This window comes from Neobacillus cucumis, from assembly GCF_016908975.1.
GTDB classification, from domain to species: Bacteria; Bacillota; Bacilli; order Bacillales; family Cytobacillaceae; genus Neobacillus; species Neobacillus cucumis.
Genome location: NZ_JAFBEX010000009.1, coordinates 53,037 through 76,934 on the forward strand (window position 1 = coordinate 53,037; position 23,898 = coordinate 76,934).

The 23,898-nt window shown below is 39.3% G+C and carries 23 protein-coding genes, 6 tRNA genes and 2 pseudogenes; 5 read left to right on the forward strand and 26 right to left on the reverse strand.

Annotation, left to right across the window (positions count from 1 at the left end; translation table 11 throughout):
* Positions 1-3: 3 nt before the first annotated feature.
* Positions 4-153, forward strand: coding sequence for a hypothetical protein (locus JOC76_RS13330; RefSeq protein WP_205178301.1), 150 nt, complete (start codon positions 4-6; stop codon positions 151-153).
* A gap of 92 nt (positions 154-245) precedes the next feature.
* Here the strand turns inward: JOC76_RS13330 and JOC76_RS13335 are convergent.
* The 7 genes and pseudogenes from JOC76_RS13335 to JOC76_RS13365 all read right to left on the reverse strand — a co-directional run bounded on the left by JOC76_RS13335 (position 246) and on the right by JOC76_RS13365 (position 6,267).
* Positions 246-1,370, reverse strand: a pseudogene (locus tag JOC76_RS13335) (NADH-dependent flavin oxidoreductase).
* Positions 1,371-1,381: 11 nt separating this feature from the next.
* Positions 1,382-2,056 (reverse strand): NAD(P)H-dependent oxidoreductase, encoded by a 675-nt coding sequence (locus JOC76_RS13340; protein WP_205178302.1) that lies wholly within the window; start codon positions 2,054-2,056, stop codon positions 1,382-1,384.
* Positions 2,057-2,207: 151 nt separating this feature from the next.
* Positions 2,208-2,348, reverse strand: a complete 141-nt coding sequence (locus JOC76_RS13345; RefSeq protein WP_205178303.1) for a hypothetical protein — start codon at positions 2,346-2,348, stop codon at positions 2,208-2,210.
* 72 nt (positions 2,349-2,420) lie between these two features.
* Positions 2,421-3,437 (reverse strand): NAD(P)/FAD-dependent oxidoreductase, encoded by a 1,017-nt coding sequence (locus tag JOC76_RS13350; protein WP_239557721.1) that lies wholly within the window; start codon positions 3,435-3,437, stop codon positions 2,421-2,423.
* A 16-nt stretch (positions 3,438-3,453) separates the two neighbouring features.
* Positions 3,454-4,278: an ABC transporter ATP-binding protein gene (locus JOC76_RS13355; protein ID WP_205178306.1), complete on the reverse strand. Its 825-nt coding sequence runs from the start codon at positions 4,276-4,278 to the stop codon at positions 3,454-3,456.
* 13 nt (positions 4,279-4,291) lie between these two features.
* On the reverse strand, positions 4,292-5,314 hold the full coding sequence (locus tag JOC76_RS13360; RefSeq protein ID WP_205178308.1) for a FecCD family ABC transporter permease: 1,023 nt from the start codon (positions 5,312-5,314) through the stop codon (positions 4,292-4,294).
* A complete protein-coding gene (locus tag JOC76_RS13365) occupies positions 5,314-6,267 on the reverse strand; it encodes a FecCD family ABC transporter permease (protein WP_205178594.1) in 954 nt (317 codons plus the stop codon). Before JOC76_RS13365 ends, JOC76_RS13360 begins: the two co-directional genes overlap by 1 nt.
* Positions 6,268-6,616: 349 nt before the next feature.
* Here JOC76_RS13365 and JOC76_RS13370 point away from each other — a divergent pair, with 349 nt between their 5' ends.
* Both JOC76_RS13370 and JOC76_RS13375 read left to right on the forward strand, forming a co-directional pair.
* Positions 6,617-7,570, forward strand: coding sequence for an iron-hydroxamate ABC transporter substrate-binding protein (locus JOC76_RS13370; protein ID WP_307784721.1), 954 nt, complete (start codon positions 6,617-6,619; stop codon positions 7,568-7,570).
* Positions 7,571-7,671: 101 nt separating this feature from the next.
* Positions 7,672-8,874: an MFS transporter gene (locus JOC76_RS13375; RefSeq protein ID WP_205178310.1), complete on the forward strand. Its 1,203-nt coding sequence runs from the start codon at positions 7,672-7,674 to the stop codon at positions 8,872-8,874.
* A gap of 871 nt (positions 8,875-9,745) precedes the next feature.
* Here the strand turns inward: JOC76_RS13375 and JOC76_RS13380 are convergent.
* The 16 genes from JOC76_RS13380 to JOC76_RS13455 form a co-directional block, all read right to left on the reverse strand.
* Entirely contained in the window at positions 9,746-10,579 is an 834-nt protein-coding gene (locus JOC76_RS13380; RefSeq protein WP_205178312.1) for a hypothetical protein, read from the reverse strand.
* A gap of 153 nt (positions 10,580-10,732) precedes the next feature.
* Entirely contained in the window at positions 10,733-11,725 is a 993-nt protein-coding gene (gene bioB / locus JOC76_RS13385; protein WP_205178314.1) for a biotin synthase BioB, read from the reverse strand.
* Between the two features lie 227 nt (positions 11,726-11,952).
* Positions 11,953-12,831, reverse strand: coding sequence for a phosphatidylinositol-specific phospholipase C/glycerophosphodiester phosphodiesterase family protein (locus tag JOC76_RS13390; RefSeq protein WP_205178316.1), 879 nt, complete (start codon positions 12,829-12,831; stop codon positions 11,953-11,955).
* Positions 12,832-12,985: 154 nt separating this feature from the next.
* Positions 12,986-13,807 carry a dienelactone hydrolase family protein gene (locus JOC76_RS13395; RefSeq protein ID WP_205178317.1) on the reverse strand — a complete coding sequence of 274 codons (822 nt, stop codon included), beginning with the start codon at positions 13,805-13,807 and terminating at the stop codon, positions 12,986-12,988.
* 46 nt (positions 13,808-13,853) lie between these two features.
* Entirely contained in the window at positions 13,854-14,840 is a 987-nt protein-coding gene (locus JOC76_RS13400) for an aldo/keto reductase (protein WP_205178318.1), read from the reverse strand.
* 175 nt (positions 14,841-15,015) lie between these two features.
* Positions 15,016-15,342 (reverse strand): hypothetical protein, encoded by a 327-nt coding sequence (locus JOC76_RS13405; protein WP_205178319.1) that lies wholly within the window; start codon positions 15,340-15,342, stop codon positions 15,016-15,018.
* A 198-nt stretch (positions 15,343-15,540) separates the two neighbouring features.
* Positions 15,541-15,613: transfer RNA gene (locus JOC76_RS13410), tRNA-His, on the reverse strand.
* A gap of 5 nt (positions 15,614-15,618) precedes the next feature.
* Positions 15,619-15,703: transfer RNA gene (locus tag JOC76_RS13415), tRNA-Tyr, on the reverse strand.
* Between the two features lie 9 nt (positions 15,704-15,712).
* Positions 15,713-15,785, reverse strand: a tRNA-Ala gene (locus JOC76_RS13420).
* A 15-nt stretch (positions 15,786-15,800) separates the two neighbouring features.
* Positions 15,801-15,877: transfer RNA gene (locus tag JOC76_RS13425), tRNA-Pro, on the reverse strand.
* 10 nt (positions 15,878-15,887) lie between these two features.
* Positions 15,888-15,961, reverse strand: a tRNA-Arg gene (locus JOC76_RS13430).
* 25 nt (positions 15,962-15,986) lie between these two features.
* Positions 15,987-16,071: transfer RNA gene (locus JOC76_RS13435), tRNA-Leu, on the reverse strand.
* A 168-nt stretch (positions 16,072-16,239) separates the two neighbouring features.
* A complete protein-coding gene (locus JOC76_RS13440) occupies positions 16,240-16,413 on the reverse strand; it encodes an asparagine synthase (RefSeq protein ID WP_205178598.1) in 174 nt (57 codons plus the stop codon).
* A 187-nt stretch (positions 16,414-16,600) separates the two neighbouring features.
* The gene (locus JOC76_RS13445; RefSeq protein WP_205178320.1) at positions 16,601-17,581 is read right to left on the reverse strand and encodes an aldo/keto reductase; all 981 of its coding nucleotides are present in this window, start codon (positions 17,579-17,581) and stop codon (positions 16,601-16,603) included.
* Positions 17,582-17,762: 181 nt separating this feature from the next.
* Positions 17,763-18,965 (reverse strand): MFS transporter, encoded by a 1,203-nt coding sequence (locus tag JOC76_RS13450; RefSeq protein WP_205178321.1) that lies wholly within the window; start codon positions 18,963-18,965, stop codon positions 17,763-17,765.
* Between the two features lie 211 nt (positions 18,966-19,176).
* Complete coding sequence (locus JOC76_RS13455; RefSeq protein ID WP_205178322.1) at positions 19,177-19,665, reverse strand: GNAT family N-acetyltransferase; 489 nt, start codon at positions 19,663-19,665, stop codon at positions 19,177-19,179.
* Between the two features lie 294 nt (positions 19,666-19,959).
* Between JOC76_RS13455 and JOC76_RS13460 the strand changes: the two genes are divergently transcribed.
* Together JOC76_RS13460 and JOC76_RS13465 are read left to right on the forward strand one after the other, a co-directional pair.
* Complete coding sequence (locus JOC76_RS13460; RefSeq protein WP_205178324.1) at positions 19,960-20,844, forward strand: sulfite exporter TauE/SafE family protein; 885 nt, start codon at positions 19,960-19,962, stop codon at positions 20,842-20,844.
* Positions 20,845-20,945: 101 nt separating this feature from the next.
* The gene (locus JOC76_RS13465) at positions 20,946-21,374 is read left to right on the forward strand and encodes a DUF2383 domain-containing protein (protein WP_205178325.1); all 429 of its coding nucleotides are present in this window, start codon (positions 20,946-20,948) and stop codon (positions 21,372-21,374) included.
* A gap of 104 nt (positions 21,375-21,478) precedes the next feature.
* On the opposite strand, the gene chbG is transcribed toward JOC76_RS13465, so the two are convergent.
* The 3 genes and pseudogenes from chbG to JOC76_RS13480 all read right to left on the reverse strand — a co-directional run bounded on the left by chbG (position 21,479) and on the right by JOC76_RS13480 (position 23,858).
* On the reverse strand, positions 21,479-22,186 hold the full coding sequence (chbG, locus tag JOC76_RS13470; protein ID WP_205178327.1) for a chitin disaccharide deacetylase: 708 nt from the start codon (positions 22,184-22,186) through the stop codon (positions 21,479-21,481).
* A 31-nt stretch (positions 22,187-22,217) separates the two neighbouring features.
* Positions 22,218-23,530, reverse strand: a pseudogene (locus JOC76_RS13475) (6-phospho-beta-glucosidase).
* The gene (locus tag JOC76_RS13480) at positions 23,514-23,858 is read right to left on the reverse strand and encodes a PTS lactose/cellobiose transporter subunit IIA (protein ID WP_205178329.1); all 345 of its coding nucleotides are present in this window, start codon (positions 23,856-23,858) and stop codon (positions 23,514-23,516) included. Before JOC76_RS13480 ends, JOC76_RS13475 begins: the two are co-directional and overlap by 17 nt.
* Between the last annotated feature and the right edge of the window lie 40 nt (positions 23,859-23,898).

The window sequence follows — 23,898 nt, forward strand, 5'->3', positions numbered from 1 at the left end:
TAAATGGAAAAAAACAAAAATGATTTCTCGGGGACAACGAACAATGAAGAAATTATGAATAGAGTGAATCAAACATTTGATAAAATTTCACAGGATGTAAAAGATATGATAAATAACAATGATGCAGAAGAGAATGAAAATCAGTACTCTTAAACGAGATAGCAAGCATCCCAAAAAGTTTGGGATGCTTTATTTAAATGATAAGAAATTTCGACTTTGAGAAATGTCTAGCTCCAGCGCTTTTCTTATTCAACTCCTGGAAACCAGCCTGGCGAGTGAATAATCGCTTGCCAAAGTGGGTCTGGTACCATCAATTCTTCTTGCTTGCCTTTATCAATTTTGGTTACAATCTCAGATTCACGACCCTCTTTCACCTTCTGGACCCAATCAGGATCGATGATTAATTCTCGACCAAGAGCAATAAATGGCACACCTGTCTGGGAAGCTTTCAACACATCATCTGCTGTATATAGTGAGCCCACACCGATAACTGGAACTTTGTGGCCAACACGTTCCTGAATAATTTCAATCCTCGGGCGGTTATCGTCCACACCACGTCTAGGTTGAGACTAAAAATCTTGAAGAGAAACATGAAGATAATCTAATTTTTTCTCAAGCAGGGCATCAATTAAAACGAAAGTATCCGCCATCGTGATTCCAGGTGTTTCCGGCTCTTCTGGGGAGAAACGGTATCCGATGATGAAAGGACCCTCGGCATGCTCCGCTACTACCTTTTTCACTTCATCGACAACGGAGAGCGGAAAGGTTAGCCGTTTTTCGATGTTTCCACCCCACCGATCCTCCCGTCGATTAGAATGAGGAGAGAAAAATTGCTGAATCAAGTACCCATTGGCTCCGTGAATTTCCACCCCATCATAGCCTGCTTCAATTGCCCGGCGAGTCGTCTGACCAAAATCATGGATAATCGCTTCGATTTCTTGATCCGTTAACTCCTTCGGAACAGGTTTTCCGCCTCCCTCTGCAGGGACAGCACTTGCACTAACCACTTCTTTATTTGGCACTAATTCAGGGGGACATTGTCTGCCGCCATGAAAAATTTGCAAAACTGCTTTTGCACCTTGTTCTTTAATTCCGGAAGCAAGCTGTTGTAAACTTGGAATGAATTCGTCACGGTCTCCGCCAAATTCACCTTGGAATCCTTTTCCGTTGGCTGTTACATAAGTACATGCGGTGACAACCATCCCTACACCGCCAGAACGTCTTGCATAATATTTAACCTCAGCATCTGTTACAGTACCGTCAGGATTGGATGAAAAATTGGTCATTGGCGCTAAAACAATACGATTCTTCACTTGAACGCCACTTGGAAACGTGAACGACTCGAATAATGGTGCATATTTTGAATTCATTAAAACTCCCCCTAATGGACCCATTTCACAATTTGGTTGAGTTCCCTCCGCGTTTTTGGCCGTTTCGGATTTTCTTCACGATACCCAAAAGCAGCCATAACAGAAACTCGTAAATTTCCATCCTCTAACAAACCTTCTTTATCAAGAATGGAATTTACCGCTTGATAATCAAACCCTTCAATTGGACAAGAATCAATGCCAATCAAAGCGGCTGTCGTCATCATATTCCCTAGAGCAATATAAGTTTGCCGGCACGACCAATCGTACAAGGCACGGTTATTATCGAGCATTGGCAGGTCAGATTCTTGGAAGCTCTTGTACCGAACTTGCGCATTTTGAAAAATGTCAATCGGCATTTTTTTAACCTTTGTCATTTGATCGACAACATAATCAGAATCGTACCTAACATCTGTACGTGCTAATATCACAACGAAGTGACTGGCGGTAGAAAGCTGCCCCTGTGCCCCCCATGAAACTTCTCTTAATTTTTCCCTCAAGGTCATATTTTGCACAATTAAAAAGACCCATGGTTCAAGACCAATGGAACTTGGTGATAATCTTCCGGCGTCCAAAACAAATTGAAAGTCATCATCAGAAATTTTTTTCTTAGGATTAAATCTTTTAGTGGCGTGCCGGAATTGAAACGCATCCAATATCTCTTGCTTTTTAATGTTTTTGTCCACCATTGTAGATATGCTCCTTAAAACGAAAAGTGTAACAAGAATTAGTTTACCGATTATGTCTTCTGACCATTCTAGTTAAATTTTTACCTATAGCAACAAAAAAGCAGAATATCATGAAAATGACATTCTGCTTTTTTATGATTGAAAAGGTAAATTATTGACCTTGTGCCCCATTTAGTGTTACTTTGCGAACATGATCATCTTCAAAACCGTTTTGGCGGGCCTTTTCCACTTTATCATTTAACAGTTTCTTTTGATCTACCTCTGATGAAGGTGTTTGCTTATCTTTTGACATGATATTTCCTCCTTCGTTAAGACATTTTCTCCTCTCTTATTTTGCTGTCCTTTTCAAAAAATAATCATTAAATTAATTTGTATGTCCTGTCTCTCTTATGCGATGGAGTTTCGTATGAGTGGTTGAAAATATCGGTTTTACCTTTTTATTAGGTTCTATGTATGCCTTGGCGCTGTTGACGGCCGTTGGCCCCTCAAAGAAACCTCCTGTGATGAGATGCAGTTTATTTCCATAACCTGCTATATCTCCTACGGCAAAGATTCCTTCAATATTTGTTTGCATGGAACTATCCACCATGATACTTCCATTTTCAAACGCTAAACCCCATTGTTTGATTTCGCCTAATTCAATGGAAAAACCATGATTTAGAAGAACAGCATCAACGGGAATTTCCATTGTTTCTTCGGTTTTAATATGTTTGACACTTACACTTCTCAATGCTTCATCACCATATAAAGCATCTAAAATATAAGGGGTCAAAATGTCTGCCTTTGAGCTTTTCAAGTTGTAAATATTTCTTTGCATCCCGGAAAACTCATCTCTTCGATGAACAATCGTAACATGTTTAGCAATCGGCAATAATCGGTTAGCCCATTCAACAGCAGAGTTGCCCCCGCCATAAATTAAAACATGTTGGTCATGAAAGTCCTGGTAATTTTCAACTGTATGATAAAGGTACTTTCCTGCGTATTTGTCAGCGTTTAAAAGGTCCAGTTTTGAATTCTTAATCGCTCCAAACCCAGTCGCTAATATGATCGTTTTCGTATGATGCTGCTCTCCGTTTTGGCTAGTTAACAGGAAAGTCCCATCCTCAAGCCTTTCCATATCCACCACTTGTTGATTTAAAACAATGGTTGGATGGAAGGTTCTAGCTTGTTGTTCTAATTGTCTGATTAAATTCTCCCCTGTAATCGCAGGAATTCCACCAATATCCCCAATGACCTTTTCTGGATAAAAATAAGATACCTTTCCGCCTAAATACGGAAGATATTCGATGATTTTGGTTTCCATTTCTCTCATTCCACAGTAAAAGGCAGTAAATAAACCAACTGGTCCGCCGCCAATGATTGTTACATCATAAAGTTTCATGTTATCCCATCCTACTTTAAAAGCTAGACGCTTTTTGTTTCTCAATTTGTGTTTCTGTCTGTAGTAAATCATAGGAAAGGCAGACAGGTTTATTGGTCCTTGGATCTTTTACAATTTCCGCATCAATATGGAAGACTTCCTTTAACACTTCGTGCGTCATCACTTCTTCAGCGGTTCCTTCCTTTACCAACTTTCCACTTCGCATAGCCACCATGTGGTGTGAAAACCTGGCTGCATGGTTTAGATCATGAATAACCATTACAATGGTCCGGCCTTCTTCTTTATTTAATTTTTCTAACAACTGTAATATTTCAAGCTGATGTGCCATATCCAAGTAAGTCGTTGGCTCGTCTAACACCAATAATTCGGTTTCTTGCGCAATCGCCATGGCAATCCATGCCCGCTGACGCTGACCGCCAGAAAGTGCGTCCACAGCATGGTCAGCAAATGAAGACAATCTTGTAACTTTTAATGCCCACTCAATCACGTTTCGATCCTTTTCAGTAAGTCTGCCGAAACCGCCTTGATGTGGTGAACGGCCAAAAGAAATTAATTCATACACGGTTAACCCACTCGGTGCTTCAGGACTCTGCGGAAGAACGGCCATTTTTTTGGCGATTTCCTTTGTAGGGATCTTGTGGATCATCTTTCCATCCAAATAAACAACACCCGACTTTGCTTGATGCACTCGAGCCAGTGTTTTAAGGATGGTGGACTTTCCACAGCCATTTGCCCCAATAATGGTGGTTATTTCGCCTTTATTTATCGTTAAATTTAAATCCTCTACAATCAGTTTCTCTCCGTATCCAATTTGAAGATGTTCGGTTGAAAGTGAGACCACATCCGTTCCTCCTTTATTTTGCTTTCATAAGTAAATAAATAAAATAGGGGGCGCTGCAAACCGCTGTAACGATTCCAACAGGGATCTCTGTCGGAGCAAGCACGTTTTTACCAATCGCATCCGCCGCTAACAGTAGGAAAGAACCCAAGATGGCTGTAATGGGAAGAAGCAGCTGATGTTTGGGACCAACTAATTTTCTCGCAATATGTGGAGTGACTAAACCTAAAAAAGCAATGCCTCCACCAACCGCCACACTAAATCCTGCCAGTGCAACCGCAGTGATTAGTAATATTCTCCGTTCCTTCTCCACCTTTAATCCAAGACCTGTGGCGATTTGATCGCCGAGATTTAATACATTTAAAACATGTGACTTATAAATCGCATAAGGGAGGATCAGGACAATCAATGGAACAATGATTGAAACAAACCGCCAATTTGCCCCCCAAATATCCCCTGAGAGCCAAACTGCTGCTTGCATAAAGTCCTGTGGATTCATCTTTAACTGAAATATAACGATAGCTGCCCCGAAACCAGAATTCACGCCGATTCCAACCAGAATCAGCCGGACAGGATCAATGCCTTTTTTCCAGGCGATCAGATAAATCAACAGTGCTGCCACAATGGCTCCGAATAAAGCGAAGAAAGGCAGTAAGAATACACCAAATGTAGAGGCAATTTCGTTCATGGAGCCTTGAAAAAAATAGATAAATAGAATGACAGTAAAACCTGCTCCTGCATTAATACCCAAAATTCCAGGGTCTGCTAGTTCGTTTTTCGTTACCCCTTGTAGGATGGCACCAGATACGGCCAATGCGGCCCCAATCACTAAAGAAAGAAGCATCCTTGGTAGTCTAAAATCAACTAGAACTAGCCGATCACGGATCGTCCCCTGTCCAATTAATGTGTGAAAGACATTCATCGGAGCAATTCTAACTACTCCTAGATTAAGGCTTATGATAAACGTCAAAATGGTCAAAATAACTAAACTACTTAAGACTAAAACGAATTTTCTCCTTTTTATGTGCGTCTCATGCATCACAGCCCTCTCCTTTCCCCGCGTGCAAGGTATAAGAAAAAGGGTACTCCTATAATAGCCGTAATCGCACCCACGGGCGTTTCATAAGGAGCATTCACCATTCTCGAAGCAATATCTGCAAGAACTAATAATAGTCCCCCCAATATTGCAGAAATGGGTATAATCCAGCGGTAATCAGAACCGATGATAAACCTAGTGATATGGGGAATCACTAGTCCGATAAAACCAACAGCACCCGCAACAGATACCGCGGCACCTGTCAATACAAGTACAACAATCACACCGAGTATTTTAATGAATAAAGGGTTTTGTCCCAGCCCCTTTGATACTTCTTCTCCCAAGCTTAAAATCGTAATGGATCGTGAAATGACCATTGCCAGCAACAGCCCGACGGCTCCTGCAATTGACAAAATATTAATTGAAGTCCAACTAATGGAAGTTAGTCCTCCTGCATACCAAAAGCTCATATCCTTTGCTACCTGAAAATGAAGTGCAAATGCGCTAGAAATGGCATTTAGCATTGATCCTACAGCTACACCTGCAAGCGCCAGCTTAACGGGAGTTAACCCGCCTTTTGAAAAAGAACCTATCAAAAAGACAAGGGTAACACCAAGTCCAGCCCCCACTAATGAAGAAAAAGTGAGCCCTAAAATCGTTGCTGTTGGAAAGAATGATAGCGTGATGACTAGAGCAAAGGCTGCGCCATCAGTTACGCCCATGATGGATGGAGATGCAAGAGGATTACGAGTCAACCCTTGCATGACGGCGCCGGAAACAGCAAGAAGCGCCCCTACCATTACGGCCCCTATCGCTCTTGGCATACGAATTTCTCGAATAATTTGATGGGAAGCAAGGTCGGATCGATAATGCGTTATAGCCTCCCATACAGTGGCAAGTTTTATATCGGCTGCACCATAGGCAATTGATAAACCAATCAACAATAAAATCAGCATGAAACCAATCACTAAAACGAATGAACCGATAAAGTATGTATTTCGTTTTGTTTTGAGATGCTTAGAATGGTCAACAATGGTGTCATGATACTTAGTCTGTTCATTCAACAGGAACACCCTTTCTTTTAAAGCAAGTAAAACTTAATTTATAATGATAATCATTATCATTAGTATAAAGTTTCGATAAAACTATTTCAATATGTACATACTATAAAAAATATTCCCAAAAATATCCTTCCTATCTTTTTCAAAATTAATTGAAAATAATTCTCATTTCATATTGACTGTTCGTTTGAAAATGATTATCATTTGCATTATCATGGTTGTTTATACATAAGGAGGAAAAACAGTGATCAAGAAGCGTTTAGGTTTATTATTCTCAATCCTGACAATCTTATTTTTAGTCAGTGCCTGCAGCAGTTCCAATGGGAACTCATCAGACAGTTCAAATAAAACTGATAATCAAAAGACGGAAGTTACCTTAACTGATGCCAAGGGTAAAGTCGTAATCCCAGCGAATCCTAAACGGATTATTGCCCCCTACCTTGAAGATTCTCTAGTTGCACTCGGTGTGAAACCAGCTGCACAATGGTCTATTGGGAATACAGTGTTAGATTATTTACAACCCCAATTAAAAGGTGTTCCAAAAATTGGCTGGGATATGCCATTAGAACAAGTGATAAATAATAACCCGGATTTAATTATTTTCAGCTCCGCTACTGCTATTCAAAAAGGGCAATATGAAGAGTATAAGAAAATAGCCCCAACTTATGTATATAAGGACGAAATGAATGCTGACTGGCGTAAACAGCTTACCCAAATGGGTGAGATTTTAAGTAAGCAAGATAAAGCAAAGGAAGCCCTTGCTAGTTACGATAAAAAAGCAGCAGATGCAAAGTCAAAAATTCAAAGTTCCATTGGAGATCAAAGCGCGGCAATTATTTGGGTAAATGCGGGTAAATTTTACCTAATGGAGCACAATCGATTTAGTGCTAATGTTCTGTATAGTGATTTGGGAATCAAGCAGCCTGACTTTGTGAAAAACTTAGGCGATGCGGCCGTACAGTGGGATCCAATAGCTCTTGAGAAATTACCAGAAATCAAAGCTGACCATATTTTCCTTATCAGCAAAAAAGGTGACGCGGGTCTTGATTTGTTAAGTAACAGCTCCATCTGGAACGGTCTCGATGCCGTTAAAAACGGACATGTATATGAGATGAACGATCCGAGTTTTTGGACCATTAACGGATTAATCGCTAGTGAAAAAACCATCGATGCCGTGGAGAAAGCATTAGTAAAATAAAAGCTATGGAAGAGCAAGCCTTTTTTAGGACTTGCTCTTTTCTCTCATGCTTGTATGCTAAAATAATAATTAATAGAGAAATAGAATGTAGGGATACTCAAATGTGGAGAAACAAAAATATATGGATCCTATTAACTGGGGATTTTACTGCTGGATTGGGGCTATGGCTCGGACTGATTGGTGATTTGGAATTCATGCAGGACACCATTCCATCAGACTTTTTAAAATCAATAATAATGGCTTTAGGACTATTAGCAGGTTTTGTCTTCGGACCATTTGCCGGCAGGCTAACTGACCGAACTAGTAAAAAGAAAGTAATGCAGATTGCTGGTGTAATCCGTATCATTAGTGTCCTATTTATGCTTATGGCCATTTCGACTGGTTCTCTTTGGTGGATGGTTCTTTTCTTAGTATTTTTCCAAATCTCGGCTGCCTTTTACTTTCCTGCTCTTCAGGCAAGTTTGCCGTTAGTGGCGGATGAAAAGGATTTACTTCATTTAAACGCCTTGATCATGAATGTATCGACACTTTCGCGTATAATTGGAGCCGCATTGGGTGGTTTCTTATTAGTGATTCTCCCACTCTCCTTTATATATATTGGTTCATTAATTGCTTACATTGGTTTATTTATTCTTACCTTTTTCTTGGAAATCAATGAAAATAATCGAATGAGTGTAACGAGGCCGTTAAAAAAAGAACAGAGTTTTAAGGAAGTTTTTCCGATTATTCAAAACGTACCCATTGTCTTTATAACTGTATTAATGACACTTGTTCCCGCCCTTTTCCTTGGCGGCGTAAATCTAATGGTCATTAATATAAGTGAGATTCAAGATAGTACGGCTATTAAAGGATGGGTATATGCTGCTGAAGGAATTTCCTTTATGTTAGGAGCCCTTTTTATTAAAAAAATAAATAATCAAGTATCTCCTTATGCTGTCTTGTTTGGGAGTTCTTTTATGGTTGGGCTATCACAGCTTTTGCTCTATTTTGCCAATAGTCCCATCTGGACGTTACTTGCTTTTTTATTATTTGGATTTTCAGTCGGCAGTTTTTTCCCTACAGCGGCTACTATTTTTCAAACTCAAGTGCCTAAAGAGTATCATGGACGTTTTTTCTCTTTTCAAAATATGCTTGACAGAGTTAGCTACCAAATTGTTCTTCTGTTAACCGGCTTTTTATTAGATATTATGGGGCTCCCTTTAATGAGTATTATTTTTGGCAGTCTTTCCATCATCATGACGGTGACTTTTTATGTTCGAAACAAAATGGTAATTTTAGTAGAAAGAAAGTCAAGTTTATTATAATTAGGAAACAAAAAATCCAAGTATGTAAGACTTGGATTTTTGTGTGCTTAGGAATATCTTCTGCATTTGGACAAGGAGGAACTGCATGCCCTTGAAGGTGTCCGAATTGACCACGTATTCAGACAAGCTCGGTCCTTTTTTGACTCATGCTGTCCAAATAAGCTTGGTATTCGGACAAGGAGGAACCGTTTGCCTTTGGGGTTGTCCGAATTGACCACGTATTCAGACAATCGAGGTTCTTTTTTGGCTCATTCTGTCCGAATAAGCTTGGTATTCGGACAAGGAGGAACCGATTGTCCTTGAGGGTGTCCGAATTGACCACGTATTCAGACAAGAGCGGTCCTTTTTTGGCTCATTATTTCCGAATAAGCTTGGTATTCGGACAAGGAGGAACCGTTTGCCTTTGAGGTTGTCCGAATTGACCACGTATTCAGACAAGAGCGGTCCTTTTTTGTTCTGACTGTCCGAATAGTCTTGGTATTTGGACAAGGAGGAACCGATTGTCCTTGAGGGTGTCCGAATTGACCATGTATTCAGACAAGCGAGGTCCTTTTTGGCTCGTGCTGTCCGAATAACCTTGGTATTCGGACAAGGAGGAACCGTTTGTCCTTGAGGGTGTCCGAATTGACCATGTATTCAGACAAGCGAGGTCCTTTTTTGGCTCGTGCTGTCCGAATAACCTTGGTATTCGGACAAGGAGGAACCGTTTGCCTTTGAGGTTGTCCGAATTGACCACGTATTCAGACAAGAGCGGTCCTTTTTTGGCTCAAACTGTCCGAAAGTCCCTTACTTTTGGTCAAGTCAACCAATTTCACATTGGTCCGTCCGAAAAAGACACGTATTCAGACAATCCTTTAAATGCACCAGTTATCTAGCGTACCATTCGTCCTTTTATGATAAAAAGAAGAATACTGATCAGCAGAGTTATAAAGGAAAACAAGATAGCAATACTGGAAAAAGCAAGTACATAGGTATTATAACCTGCTAATTTGACAATTAAATCATAGGTATCCCAATTAAGTAATCGCGAAATGATATTCAACAAGACAAGCACAATAAATATCGTGCTTAATCCTCTCGCTGAACCTTTAATATCCGCCTTACTTAACGCAATATGAGAAGAAATACTAAAAGCCATAATTAAAAATAGCCAAAACAAAGGATTTATTAAATTTTCTATCGTAAAAAGACTTTTGCATATAATGGATATGGATTCCCAAAATGTTTTTAACAGAGTAAGATCCAGTTGCTGAAATTGAATGTGTTGTTCCACTTCTGTTTTAAAGGCTAAAAACGATTGTGGTACCAGAAAATACATCCCTAAAATTAAGGAACCAATACCACTAAAAATAGGTCCAAGCCCGATGAAGAAATTCCCTACTTGTTGGTACATACTATTGGGATTATAATGATGCTCCACAAAACCAAGGATGCCAGACGGGTGATTTAGCTGTAGTAAACGCACCCTTGAAACACGATGACCCCAAATAAAACATTGAATGAGATGCCCAATTTCATGAATCGGCGTTCCAATCCATGCGGTTACCATCACTCCTTTCGGTCCGAAAGCACGAGTTAAATAGGAATTCGATAACCTTTCTAAAGCTCCTAAAATAAAACCAACTACAATCATTCCCCCTACCAGATACAACATTTCGATAAAACTCACTAGCAGGGTCTGAAAAAAAGCTATAAAGAAATTCATGTTCGTGTCCTTTCAACTTCTTCTCTATATTAAAGCATTTATGATTATATTTAATCAATTATTGATGTCATACAACCTTGATACAAAATAATAAATTAAAAAAACTGATAGTAAAAGAGTTATGCTTACTCCTGTACTATCAGTTTTCTTTAGTTAAGCGTAAGTTGTTTCATTAAAAAAGTCAATTTCGAATCCTAAATCTTCTAGCATCTGATGGTCAGATGTACTTTCTTGACCTGCAGTTGTTAAATAGTCCCCTACAAAAATAGAATTGGCTGCATACAAACCTAACGGCTGAAGGCTCCGTAAATTTACTTCTCGGCCTCCAGATATGCGAATTTCCTTTGTTGGATTTACGAAACGCATGAGGATTAAAACTTTTAAACAATATCTGGGGTTTAACTCATTTGTACCCTCTAGAGGAGTCCCGTCTATAGCATGTAGAAAATTGACAGGAATCGAGTCAGCGTCTAACGCTTTTAAGCTGTATGCCATATCGACGACATCTGCCCTTGTTTCTTTCATTCCAACAATGACTCCAGAACAGGGGGATATACCAGTTTCCTTAATAAGTTCAACCGTATTTACTCTATCCTGATAAGTATGTGAGGTAGTGATGTTCTCATGGTGGTTTTCTGAGGTATTTAAGTTATGATTGTAGCGATCAACACCGGCCGCCTTCAGTTTTAAGGCTTGGTCAGGCTTTAAAATACCAAGGCAAGCACAAACTTTTAGGTTGTACTTACCCTTAATCTCTTTAACAGCCGAAACCACTTGATCCACTTCACTATTACTGGGACCTCTGCCGCTTGCAACAATACAATATGTACCAACATTCAATTGATATGCTTGGTCTGCTCCTTGTAAAATGGTTTCTTTGTCCAACATTCGATATTTTTTAATCGGTGCTGAAGAAATACTAGATTGTGAGCAATACCCGCAGTTTTCAGGACATAACCCGGATTTAGTATTCATAATCATATTTAGCTTTACTTTATTTCCAAAATAATGATGACGAATTAAGTACGCCCCTTGCAATACTTCAAGTAATTCTTTATCTTGTATATTCAAAATTCTTAAAGCATCCTCTCTTGAAATTTCCAAACCATTAATGACAGATTGTGCTACTTCCGTCCATTTACTCATCTAAACACTTCCTTTATAAGTTTTTTAAAAATTTTACGTTAAGTGAATCGTCTGTTTATGTAAATCCCACCCTCCCCCTGCTTATGAAAATTTTTACTTTAGTTAAGAATAATAGTTTCTTTTTATTATTGTCAACCAAAAATAACATATGGTTAACAATTAAATAAAAAAAGATGATCCTATTCAGTTAGGAATCACCTTTTAGCATCTTACCTTTTTTCGGAATTTTAAGGGGCAATAAAATTCTTTCCATTGTAATAAAGATAGTCTGTATAGATCCCTATCCCTTTTTCCTTATAAACAGCCGCAACTTCAGGTTTATCAATCGTATGTGTATAGAGAATGATATTGTTTTCATGCAAGGTTTCCCGCATTTCCTTTGTTAATCGAAAAGAAGGTGCAGTAACAGCTGTCACATGATTCCTTACACAGAATTCCGCAAGTTCACTTGGGTTCGGAAAGTTGTTCTTATGTAAATATAAGGTATAAATAATATTATTAAACTGATGATAGGAGTTAATATACGTAAGCATTGTCGGATTATAAATTTGCGGAATAATACGATCAAGTAATATAGAGTCCACTTTTTTTGTCTCGTTTACTAAATAGGAAAAGGTTTGACGAATAGATCTTTCATCCGTTTCCTTTGTGTCTGTTACAAAGTAAATGTCTGGATAGTTCCTCATAAGGTCCAAGAGTTGTTGCCATGAAATGGGATGGTATTTTCCATGTATTTTGAGTGACATTACTTTGTCCAAGGTTAAAGGCACCCCACTCGTGGTGCCGGGAGGGACATCTTGTCCTAACCATCGATAGTGAATACGTGTCCAGTCGTGACGGGCAACTAAAACATTGTCATAGGTCATATTCAGGTCCACTTCAAATACTCGAAATCCACGATTATAATTATATTGAAAGGCTTCAAGAGAATTTGTTACAAAATGTCCTTCTATCCAACCAAGACCGTGAAGAACTGGAGGCAAATCAGCTAATACAGATTTTTCAGCAGCTTTTACTTCTCCTTTATTGCTTATCGTTTCTATTCCAAAATCAGTGAGAGTTAAAATAAAAAACAGGATGAGTGAAGTCTTTATTATAGTTTTCATAAAAATAATATTCCCTATTTAACTATAATCTAGTGCAGCTATATAGGTTTCTGTTGATTGGTAAAATTTTCAATCACCTTACTATTTAATAAAGCTGTAGTTTGAATATAAAAAGATCTCTTCCATGAAGAAGAGATCTTAATTTTTAAAAGAATTATTCCTTTACCAGAGCTTGATGGAAAAAATATAATACCTTTAGAAATGAATCTCTAGCTGCAGAAACTTTGTAGGAAGCTCTTGTATCATTAAAAAAGGCATGATGGGTGTCTTTGTACATTTCATATTTATACAATTTGTTATGACTCTTCATTTGATCTGCAAAAGCAGGAACATTATCAGAAATTCGCTTATCAAGCTCACCATAAAATCCATATACTGGACAGTTAATCGTTTTTATTTCTTCTTCTGAAGGAGCATTGCCATAAAAGATTGCTGCACCCTTTAGTTGAGGATCTCGGCATGCAAGCAATCCAGATAGAGCTCCGCCCATACAAAATCCAATCGATACAACTCCTTGTCCTTTTGTTGCTTCGTTTTCCTCACGTAGAAAAGAGGTAGCGGCTAATAGTTTTTCAATATAAACAGAGGATTGGATTCCACCGAACATTTTTTCAAAGGTCTTGGTGACACGGTTCTGTTTCCCTTCTTCAAGTTCGCGAATCGCCTGCTCCCTTTCCCCAGGATTATTCCAAACCGTATGCGGTAAGGAATCGAGAAATTCTCTTACTTCTACCACTCGTTCAGCTTTTAAATCCTCTATCCGTTCCCCATTGTCAGCATATAGGTCCGGTGCAAAAGCAAGGTATCCAGCCTGCGCAAATCTTTCTGTTATATCTTGAATATGTGCATCTACACCCCATATTTCCTGAATCACAATGACAGCCGGTAAGTTTTCGTTGACTCGGTCCATTTTTGCCATATACCCAATATATTCTTGATTCTTTCCATATCGAACCCATTTTGTTTCTAAGGCCATCTTTTCGTCCTCCATTCTAAATGCTAACTATGTAGTTTAATATCAACTACAAATTGACACCTTTCATTCCTGCTTCAGGGTACCGTTCCCCTGCAGCTGCACCTCGAGGAGCAACCTCATTAATACGGGAAAGTTCAGAATCCGTTAAGGATATGGATAATGCCCCGATATTTTCTTCTAGATATTGAATTCTCTTGGTCCCTGGAATGGGGACAATATCTTCCCCTTGGGCTAATAGCCAAGCAAGCGCTAATTGGGAAGGTTGACAGTCTTTTTCATTGGCAATTTCTTTAATTTTATTAACAAGATCTAAGTTTCTCTGAAAATTTTCAACTTGAAAACGAGGTGAATGACGGCGATAGTCATCTTCTGCAAGGTCTTCAAATTTTTGAATCTGTCCTGTTAAAAAACCTCTCCCTAAAGGGCTGTACGGGACAAACCCAATTCCAAGCTCCCGGCAAACAGGTAGTATTTCATCTTCTACATCTCTGCTCCATAAGGAATATTCCGTTTGAACGGCCGTAATCGGATGGACAATATGAGCGCGTCGAATGGTATTAGGAGCGGCCTCCGATAATCCAAGATAACGAACTTTTCCTTCTTTAACCAAATCAGCCATAGCTCCAACAGTCTCTTCAATCGGTGTCTTTGGGTCAACTCGGTGCTGGTAATACAAATCAATATAGTCCACTCCCAAACGGCGAAGGCTAGCCTCACATGCTTCTTTCACGTATTCTGGGCGTCCATTGATACCCAAAAATCCTCCACTTGAGCCTCTTACATTTCCGAATTTCGTCGCAATGACAACTTGGTCACGGTGGTTCTTAATCGCATGTCCGACTAATTCTTCATTCTTTCCTACCCCATACATATCAGCCGTATCTAGGAGGGTCATTCCTAGTTCAAGGGCGCGGTGGATGGTTTTAATGGATTCTTCCTCATTCCTTCCGCTATAAAAATCAGACATTCCCATACAACCAAGTCCAAGTGTAGATACTTCTAAGCCATTACGTCCCAATGTTCTTTTTTGCATTTTTTACCCTCTCTTTTTCAGCTTTTCTACCACTTTTGACATTCGGAAACTAAAAAGCACTTATTTTTGTTACATAAAAATTATACGAGATGGAGGAGGAATTTTCCAATACATGCTCTTTTTTCTTAAAGGAATTAAAAAAGAACTCTGATATGGTCCAGAGTTCTAAATGTGGTTATATTTTAATATGAGAAGTCAGCAAATCTTCATCATCGGTTGCTTCATAGACTTCGTAAAATTTAACAAGTGGTTTTTCTCTTGTTACGCTTTCTAGTTTTCTTTCCAACTCGGGGAATAGCCTTTTATGTGCCTGCTCAGCATCCTCTTTTGTATCCCAATAACTTAATGCCCGATACTCGCCGGAAGGATCATCGAAAAAGTATACACTACCTCTAAATCCAACTAATTTTCTACTTTTTTTATCAAATTCCTTTGTTAACTTTTCTGCTATGTCTCTATAACCGATTCCAAGTTTATATTGTACAACCCGTGCATAATACACATATATTCCTCCCATCTGGAAAACTGATCTATATATACATGTATGATAAATGGAGGAAAAAGATGTAAAAAGTTAAAAGCATTAAAGCTCTTTAATTTTGTGAAACTATATTTCTTCTATTTTTAAAAAAATTCAGCAAAAAACCGCTTGGATAAGTGGAATATCCAAACGGTTTATACTTTATTTTCATATTAAAAGGGCGGCTGATGGGAATCGAACCCACGAATGTCGGAACCACAATCCGATGCGTTAACCACTTCGCCACAGCCGCCATTATGGTGGAGGGGGACGGATTCGAACCGCCGAACCCTGAGGGAGCGGATTTACAGTCCGCCGCGTTTAGCCACTTCGCTACCCCTCCATGCTAGAGTGGAGTCTAGGGGGATCGAACCCCTGACCTCCTGCGTGCAAAGCAGGCGCTCTCCCAGCTGAGCTAAGACCCCATATTATTTTATAACTGGTCGGGAAGACAGGATTCGAACCTGCGACCCCTTGGTCCCAAACCAAGTGCTCTACCAAGCTGAGCTACTTCCCGAAATATTAAGCGCGCCCGAAAGGAGTCGAACCCATAACCTTCTGATCCGTAGTCAGACGCTCTATCCAATTGAGCTACGGGCGCATTGTATTTTATTTGTAGTGATTGATGGTGCGGGTGAAGGGAGTCGAACCCCCACGCCTTGCGGCGCCAGATCCTAAGTCTGGTGCGTCTGCCAATTCCGCCACACCCGCATTATAGTGTATTAACTTGTAACCCCAATGGGATATTCTGATGAACTTCTCAACTGGAGCTTTTATATCATAACATCATTATTTATTATCTTTCAATAACACTTTTTACCATAAATGAAACATAGAAAAAAAATGAGGCGAGCAGTTTTTCTGCTCTACCTCCTTTTTTTAACGACGATGTTCAATAAGGTCGATTACACCTAATACGACGTGTGCTAAACCAAAACCGAAAACTGTGTTTGCGATCATTTTATTGGTTCCTCGTTTCTGCTTAAGGGCGTAACCTGTTGCAGTTACAGCTGTACCTAATGCAGTAGGAATTAATCCTTCACGTACGTTCATCATGGTAATCTCCCTCCACATCATACGATTGGTGTAGTGACACCAATTATATTGTTTACTTCTCCAATATAATTATTCTGTAATCCCAATGGAATAAAATCTTTTAAGTTCCTGTGACCACGGTCAATATACTGGATTTATAAGCATCACAAAAAACCATCCAATAAAATTTTGGATGGTTGATAAATTATTTAAATCCTAAAACGGGATGTGGTACATAAGGTTCTTCCAAAAAGCTTATTTCATCATCGGTCAATTGAATGGAAAGTGCACCTATAGCATCCTCTAAGTGAGACATTTTTGTTGCCCCTATAATGGGAGCAGTAATTGGTTCTTTATGCAGCACCCAAGCAAGCGCCACTTGGGCTCTAGGTACTCCACGTTTTGAAGCTAACTCCGCAACCCGATTCACAACAAGACGATCTGCTTCAGCTGTAGCAGCATACAGTGTTTTTCCAAATTCATCTGTCTCCGAACGAGCTGTACTTTCCTCCCAATCCCGAGTTAGCTTCCCTCTAGCGAGCGGACTCCAAGGAATGACACCGATTTTCTCCTCTATACAAAGCGGCAGCATTTCTCGCTCTTCTTCTCGATATAAGAGATTTAAATGATTTTGCATGGAAACAAATTTTGTCCAACCATTTTTTTCTGCTATATGTAACGCTTTAAGGAATTGCCATGCATACATGGATGAGGCACCAATGTATCTTGCCTTGCCCGCCTTTACAACATCATGCAGTGCCTCCATTGTTTCCTCGATAGGCGTATTATAATCCCAACGGTGAATTTGATAAAGATCAACATAATCGGTTCCAAGTCTTTTCAGACTATGATCAATTTCACTCATGATCGCCTTACGGGAGAGACCACTTCCATTCGGTCCCTCATGCATACGGCCGTGGACCTTTGTTGCAATGACGATTTCATCCCTGTTAGCAAATTCTTTTAACGCTCGTCCAACGATTTCCTCACTAGTACCGTCGGAATAAACATTAGCCGTATCAAAAAAATTGATGCCATAATCGAGTGCCTTTTTTATGATTGGACGGCTCTTTTCCTCGTCTAACACCCACTGATGGTTACCTCGTTCCGGCACACCAAAACTCATACATCCTATACAAAGTCGGGATACATCCATTCCAGTATTTCCTAGTTTCACAAATTCCATTTCTATGAACCTTCCTCTCCTAGGTTTGCTGAAAATTTTTCCAATACTTTCTAATTTATATTAACATAAATTCTAAATGGTCACCATTTTCACGGGGTATAAACATTCATAAAAAATAGTTTCTTCAAACTGAATAACGATCCTCATAAAAAAGAGTCACATTAGAATGACTTTTTTTCTATTAAGAAACTGCTTTTTGCTTCATTGTACTATTTAACTTGGACCCATTTAAATAAACGGTTATCATTGCACATAATAGTAAAACACCCGTTACGAGAAAGACACTATTAACAGGGAAAATTCCACCTAGAAATCCTCCAATCATCGGACCCACCATTCCACCTAATTGGTTAGCAGTTTGATTTAAACTAAATGCTCTGCCACGGAAATCTTCTGGGGTTGATTTCACAACAAGACCATTTAACGCTGGAAAAACAGCACAGAAGAAGATGCCGTAAATAAAACGAATGACTGAAAACCCCCAAATATGGGTGAAACCGATTTGAGCTAATGTTCCAATTCCACCGCCGAGTAAACCTATGAATAAGACTCGTTGAAAGCCAACTTTGTCCGCCCATTTCCCCCAATAGGGCGCAAACAAAGCACTTGCAATACCTGGAAGGGAAAAGACGATTCCTGCCAAGAAGGAAGCATTAGAAGAAGAACCGCCCAATTTAATAATATATAAAGGAAGTACCGGCTCAATGGTCATGATCGAACAGCTTGTTACCAGAGTTAAAATAAGTACCATTAAAAAAGACTGATTATGTAGAGCTACTCTAAAGTCATTTTTTACTGATCCTTTCCCTTTACTTGGTGTAAAATTCTCCTCTACTACCCAAAAAATAATTAACAGGGTCGATAAACAAACAATCATCCCCGCGCTCGCAAATGCCCAGCGATTTCCCACTAAGTCAGCAATTCCTCCACCTAACAACGGTCCAATGATACTGCCAGATGCAGAAGCTGTTGAAATCATCGATAAGGCATAGCCTACTTTATTTCCAGGAGTATTGGTACCGATTAAGGCAATGGCTCCTGGAATAAACCCACTTAATAACCCCTGCATAATCCGTAATCCCAATATTTGATATGGATTTGTCACGAAAGCCATTAAAGTATAGACGACAAATAGGGCAAAACCGGCACGAATAATCATTGGTTTTCTACCGTATTTATCTGCCATCCTTCCCCAAAATGGAGAAGCAAGTGCACCCGCAAAAAAAGCGGAACTAAACAATAAGCCCGACCACATTTCAGTGTGTTGATGGACACCTATTTGCAGGAGAAAAATCGGCAAAAAAGGAATGACCATGGAAAAACTTGCTGCTGTAAAAAAGACTCCAATCCAAAGGATCCATAAATTCCGTTTCCACAATAGCATCTAACTCCATCTCCCAGCAAAGTCAAAATTTATATTTTTTTTAATAATGCCATCGTAACACAAATATGAATTATTTTCACTCTCGAAATATTCGAAGATTGAAGTATTAGCTTTTTGTTGAATTCGTAAATAAAAAAATCTCCCTACCCATAAGAATCCTTCAATAAAGGATTCCGATTATGAGCAGAGAGTGTAGGTACCATCCATGATTTCAATTTAATGGTTTTACCATGTTGTACCAAGTAAAACCACCGTGTAATGAGGCTGAGATTCCTTGATTGATAAATCCCTGTTTTTCATAAAAAAGAATAAGATTTTGATTGCATGTAAGGGTAATGGATTTACGGTGTTTCTCTTTTGCGACTTTTTCTAAATGTGCAAGTAGTGCAGATGCAATACCCTTCTTTTGATAATCAGGTGATACGGCTAATCCTAATACACTTTGATGTCCTCCCATAGCAGGATTTGCATGGATTTCATGGAATAGGTCATCGGTGATATAGGCGCTCTCGATGACAGGTCCATTGACTAAGCCTACGATTACACCATCCTCTTCAGCAACAAAGAAACTATCAGATATCGTTTCAATCCTTTTTATAAAAGCCTCTTCAGTTGCTGCTTCTTCTTTTAAAAAGCAGCGATGTTCTAAATTTACTAGTTCTGCTAAATCTTCTTTTTTTACATTACGAAAGTGAGTCATGCCATCTTCCTCCAAAAGCTCGATTCAATTATTCATTTTACTGCTAGTTTTGACTTAAGGACAAGTGAAAACTACCCACTACACTCAACATGTACCTATTAGATCTTTATCTCTCCTTCTATATCTAGGCAAATACCTATTTTCACTATAGTCAAGAACCCAAAATTTTGTCCTTTCATATCGTAGGTTAGAAACTAGAGTGGATTAGTTGAGAATGGCATGGGGTTTTCCTTTTATCTGATGAGCTACAACTAACTAGTCTATTCAGTATAGAAATAATAAGGAGAGGTTTTTATGAGGAGGTTAGTCGTCCTTGCCCTGATCGGCTTGGCAGCACAGTTAGTTGATGGTTCTTTAGGTATGGCCTATGGTGTTACATCCACCTCATTATTACTTATGTTTGGAATCGCACCAGCTGTTGCCTCAGCCTCAGTTCACATGGCAGAAGTCGTAACAACTGCCGCATCTGGCGTATCACACATTCGCTTCGGAAACGTTGACAAAAACGTAGTCTATAAATTAATTATTCCAGGTTCCATTGGGGCCTTTCTTGGGGCTTGTTTTCTGGGCAGTATACCAGGAAATATCATAAAACCCTATGTATCTATTTTTCTATTTATGTTAGGTGTCTATGTTATATATCGTTTTATGTTTAAATTTAATCCTGCAAGTAAGTTAACAGGTAAGAAATTAGGAAAAAAACAATTAATTCCCTTAGGCTTTATTGCCGGCTTCTTTGATGCAACAGGCGGTGGCGGTTGGGGACCGATTGCCACACCCATCTTGTTAACGAGTAGTAAAATGGAACCAAGAAAAGTTATTGGTTCAGTAGATACAAGTGAATTTGCGATTGCGATTTCCTCTACCCTGGGTTTCCTTTTAACGTTAGGCTGGACTCAAATAAACATTCAATGGGTGCTTGCTTTAATGATTGGCGGTATTATCGCAGCGCCAATTGCAGCGTGGTTAGTGAAAATTATCCCAACTAATCTGTTAGGCACGCTGGTTGGAGGAATTATTATTATAACGAATATTAGAACCTTATTAGGGGCTTTTGAAGTTTCACACACTTTCAGTTTATTTACCTATCTTATCCTCGCTGTCCTTTGGCTCGCAGCAGTTATTAATGTAAGTATTAAAATAAAAAGAAATAGTTATCAGAAACAATTAGCGGAATGATAAAGAGAAACCATAAAGAGTGAAGTACTCTTTATGGTTTCTCTTTTTATTAGAATACAACCTGCTCACCAGCTTCATAATAGGATGAAGGATGTGATACTATGACAAATCAGACAGTGATTGAAGAGCTAAATACCTTGCTAAGAGGTACCTATATGGGGATTCGAACACTCGAACACTACATACAAAAAGTGGACGATGATGATTTAAAAAAAGTCTTTCAATCTATGCAGCAGGATACCAAGCTGGATGCCCAGAAGTTAGCAGAACGAATCCAAAACTTAGGTGGCGCCCCTGCAGATGATGAGGGATTTTCTGGTTCGATGCATAGCTTTATGCACAAGGTTATGCTTTCAGATGACGTAAATGCCCTCCTGGATGATGCTATATACGGAATGGAACAATACGGAGTTCAATATGCTGAGGAACTTGTTAAAGGTGACCTAGATCCAATTAGTCAACAATTGGCTGAACAAGTGATTGACACCAATCGAAGGCATGCAGAGATATTGAGACATCATTTGTCTTAAGAATACTGGTTGTGTCCGCAAGACCTTCTTTAATTCATCTAAATTACACCCCAAAATAGAAAAAACTGCCCAATGGCAGTTTTTCTATATAATAATATTCAATATTACAATAAAACAATTCCCTCAGGCAGTGAAATGGTAGTTAAAATTTCGGTCTCTTTTACACGGTCCATTGCATAGGATGATCCACTAAGGATCGCCTTATCCAAATAACCAGGATGACACATGACCTCCACAATTTGACCATCTTGTACACGGCTTGGAATTTTTTCAAAATAGTCATATGTTGCAGTTTCCCCGTAAAAATCATCTAAGAACACATCAGTAAAAAGACGTACATCATTAACCTGCTCTTTAAAATAATTTCTTGCGCTCAGATTATATTTTTTAGCGATTTTTTGAACCACTGGTAAAAACGCAGGGATTGTATGGACGTGATGGTGACTATCAAAATGAGTAGGTTGAATTCCGTTTTCTAATAGAAGTTCCAATTGGGCTGTCCATTCTCTCTCCAGGTCATCAAGTGAAATCTCATTGCCCTCTTTAACTTCAGAAAGCCTCTTGAAATTTCCATTATCATCCACAAGAGAAGGAACATCTGTTAAAATAGGTCTTCCGCATGTTAACACTAAATGAATACCCACTTGTAGATTTGGGTTCTCCTTAGCTAGCTCTACAGCATGCCGCATCCCCGGCATATTCATCATCATTGTAGCCGAATTGAGAATTCCTCGTTTATGTGCATCAATAATTCCAAAATTAATACCTCTTGAATACCCAAAATCATCTGCATTAACAATTAACTGTATCAATGTAAGCCCTACCTTTTTTGTATATTAGTATTTAATGGAATTGCGGTAAGTATTTCTTATGCGCCTCCATCATCTCATTAACAATTTTTTTAGCAATCGTGTCGGATGCAACCAAAGGATTAATCGTCAAGGCAAGGACTGCTTTGTTATAGTCACCAGTTACCGCAGCATCACAAGCAACCCTTTCAAAAGACTTAATTTGCTGGACAAGTCCTCGGACTGGAATAGGAAGGTCGCCCATAACTACCGGTTTAGGTCCCTCTTTTGTAATCACACAACTGATTTCGACAGCGGATTCATTTGGAATGCTGGCAATCGCGCCATTGTTAATCGTGTTAACCGGTTGAATGTCCCGCTTATCATTATAAATAGAAGAAATCAACCGAACAGCGGCATCACTGTAATATGCCCCGCCTCTTTTCTCAAGCTGTGGTGGTTTAATGGCAGTTCCGGGTCTTTATAAAGCTCAAATAATTCATCTTCTAATTTTTTTACTACCTCAGCACGGGTCCCTAGCGTTGCTGCATTTTTTATTTCTTTTTCAATCATTTCACGAGTTTTATAGTAATAGTTGTGATAAGGGCATGGTAAAACACCTAAAGCACGAATAAATTCAGGCTCCCATCCCTGGCCCTGGATATTCTTCACAAAACTAGCATTCTCCGGATTCGTTAAAAATTCAATCACGTAGTCTTTCACGCTAACTCCATCCACATAAACATCGAGTCCATAGACCATATGATTTAATCCAGCAAAATCAATTCGAACACGAGAGTGTTCAACCTTTAGTAATTTGGCAATTCCCATTTCCATCCCAATTGGGACATTACACAATCCGACAACTCGACGGTGATCACTATATCGGAGGACTGCTTCTGTCACCATACCGGCTGGGTTTGTAAAGTTGACAAGCCAAGCTTCCGGACAAAGTTCCTTCATGTCCTCCACAATTTCTAAAATAACTGGTATAGTTCGCAGCCCTTTAAAAAGTCCGCCTGGTCCATTTGTTTCCTGTCCAAGGACACCATACTTTAACGGAATCCTTTCATCTTTTGCACGGGCATCTAAAAGCCCGACGCGAAACTGGGTAGTAACAAAATCTGCTCCTTGGAGTGCCTGTCGCCGATCAAGTGTCAAATGAACTTTGACAGGAAGTCTTGCTTTTTGGAACATCCGCCTTGCAAGATTCCCTACAATCTCTAGTTTTTCTTTTCCTTCCTCAATATCTACTAGCCATAGTTCTCTGAGGGGGAGTTCGTGATAGCGCTTTATAAATCCTTCAACAAGTTCCGGTGTGTAACTGGAACCACCACCTATTGTAACAATTTTAATAGTTTTTGTCATCACTAGAGACCCCCATGTTTATTTCTTGGCGAAGTTCAATAAGCTCTTTTGCTAAGTCCTTAACGGTTAAGGCTGTCATCAAATGATCTTGTGCGTGAACAAGAATAATCGGCAGCTCGAATTGCTCTCCCCCTGCCTCTGCTTGAATTAATTGTGTTTGAAACTGGTGTGCCTGAATAAATGCTTGATCAGCTTCTCTCAGCTTCTCAAAAGCTACAGTGAAATTTTTTTCCTTTGCAGCAAATATCGCTTCCATTGCAAGACTTCTGGCATTTCCACTGTGTAAAATTAATTGAAAAGATAGGTTGTATAACTCCTCTCTTGTCATTTGAATCATCTCCCCATAACAATAGCAAGAGCCTGCCGTC

What these genes read in the sequence shown, in the direction of transcription:
- JOC76_RS13330 (WP_205178301.1), top strand. Translation starts at nt 4, where the DNA reads ATGGAAAAAAACAAAAATGATTTCTCGGGGACAACGAACAATGAAGAA.
- JOC76_RS13340 (WP_205178302.1), bottom strand. Translation starts at nt 2,056, where the DNA reads ATGGTGGACAAAAACATTAAAAAGCAAGAGATATTGGATGCGTTTCAA.
- JOC76_RS13345 (WP_205178303.1), bottom strand. Translation starts at nt 2,348, where the DNA reads ATGTCAAAAGATAAGCAAACACCTTCATCAGAGGTAGATCAAAAGAAA.
- JOC76_RS13350 (WP_239557721.1), bottom strand. Translation starts at nt 3,437, where the DNA reads ATGAAACTTTATGATGTAACAATCATTGGCGGCGGACCAGTTGGTTTA.
- JOC76_RS13360 (WP_205178308.1), bottom strand. Translation starts at nt 5,314, where the DNA reads ATGCATGAGACGCACATAAAAAGGAGAAAATTCGTTTTAGTCTTAAGT.
- JOC76_RS13365 (WP_205178594.1), bottom strand. Translation starts at nt 6,267, where the DNA reads ATGCTGATTTTATTGTTGATTGGTTTATCAATTGCCTATGGTGCAGCC.
- JOC76_RS13375 (WP_205178310.1), top strand. Translation starts at nt 7,672, where the DNA reads ATGTGGAGAAACAAAAATATATGGATCCTATTAACTGGGGATTTTACT.
- JOC76_RS13380 (WP_205178312.1), bottom strand. Translation starts at nt 10,579, where the DNA reads ATGAATTTCTTTATAGCTTTTTTTCAGACCCTGCTAGTGAGTTTTATC.
- bioB (WP_205178314.1), bottom strand. Translation starts at nt 11,725, where the DNA reads ATGAGTAAATGGACGGAAGTAGCACAATCTGTCATTAATGGTTTGGAA.
- JOC76_RS13390 (WP_205178316.1), bottom strand. Translation starts at nt 12,831, where the DNA reads ATGAAAACTATAATAAAGACTTCACTCATCCTGTTTTTTATTTTAACT.
- JOC76_RS13395 (WP_205178317.1), bottom strand. Translation starts at nt 13,807, where the DNA reads ATGGCCTTAGAAACAAAATGGGTTCGATATGGAAAGAATCAAGAATAT.
- JOC76_RS13400 (WP_205178318.1), bottom strand. Translation starts at nt 14,840, where the DNA reads ATGCAAAAAAGAACATTGGGACGTAATGGCTTAGAAGTATCTACACTT.
- JOC76_RS13440 (WP_205178598.1), bottom strand. Translation starts at nt 16,413, where the DNA reads ATGAACGTACGTGAAGGATTAATTCCTACTGCATTAGGTACAGCTGTA.
- JOC76_RS13445 (WP_205178320.1), bottom strand. Translation starts at nt 17,581, where the DNA reads ATGGAATTTGTGAAACTAGGAAATACTGGAATGGATGTATCCCGACTT.
- JOC76_RS13450 (WP_205178321.1), bottom strand. Translation starts at nt 18,965, where the DNA reads ATGCTATTGTGGAAACGGAATTTATGGATCCTTTGGATTGGAGTCTTT.
- JOC76_RS13455 (WP_205178322.1), bottom strand. Translation starts at nt 19,665, where the DNA reads ATGACTCACTTTCGTAATGTAAAAAAAGAAGATTTAGCAGAACTAGTA.
- JOC76_RS13460 (WP_205178324.1), top strand. Translation starts at nt 19,960, where the DNA reads ATGAGGAGGTTAGTCGTCCTTGCCCTGATCGGCTTGGCAGCACAGTTA.
- JOC76_RS13465 (WP_205178325.1), top strand. Translation starts at nt 20,946, where the DNA reads ATGACAAATCAGACAGTGATTGAAGAGCTAAATACCTTGCTAAGAGGT.
- JOC76_RS13480 (WP_205178329.1), bottom strand. Translation starts at nt 23,858, where the DNA reads ATGACAAGAGAGGAGTTATACAACCTATCTTTTCAATTAATTTTACAC.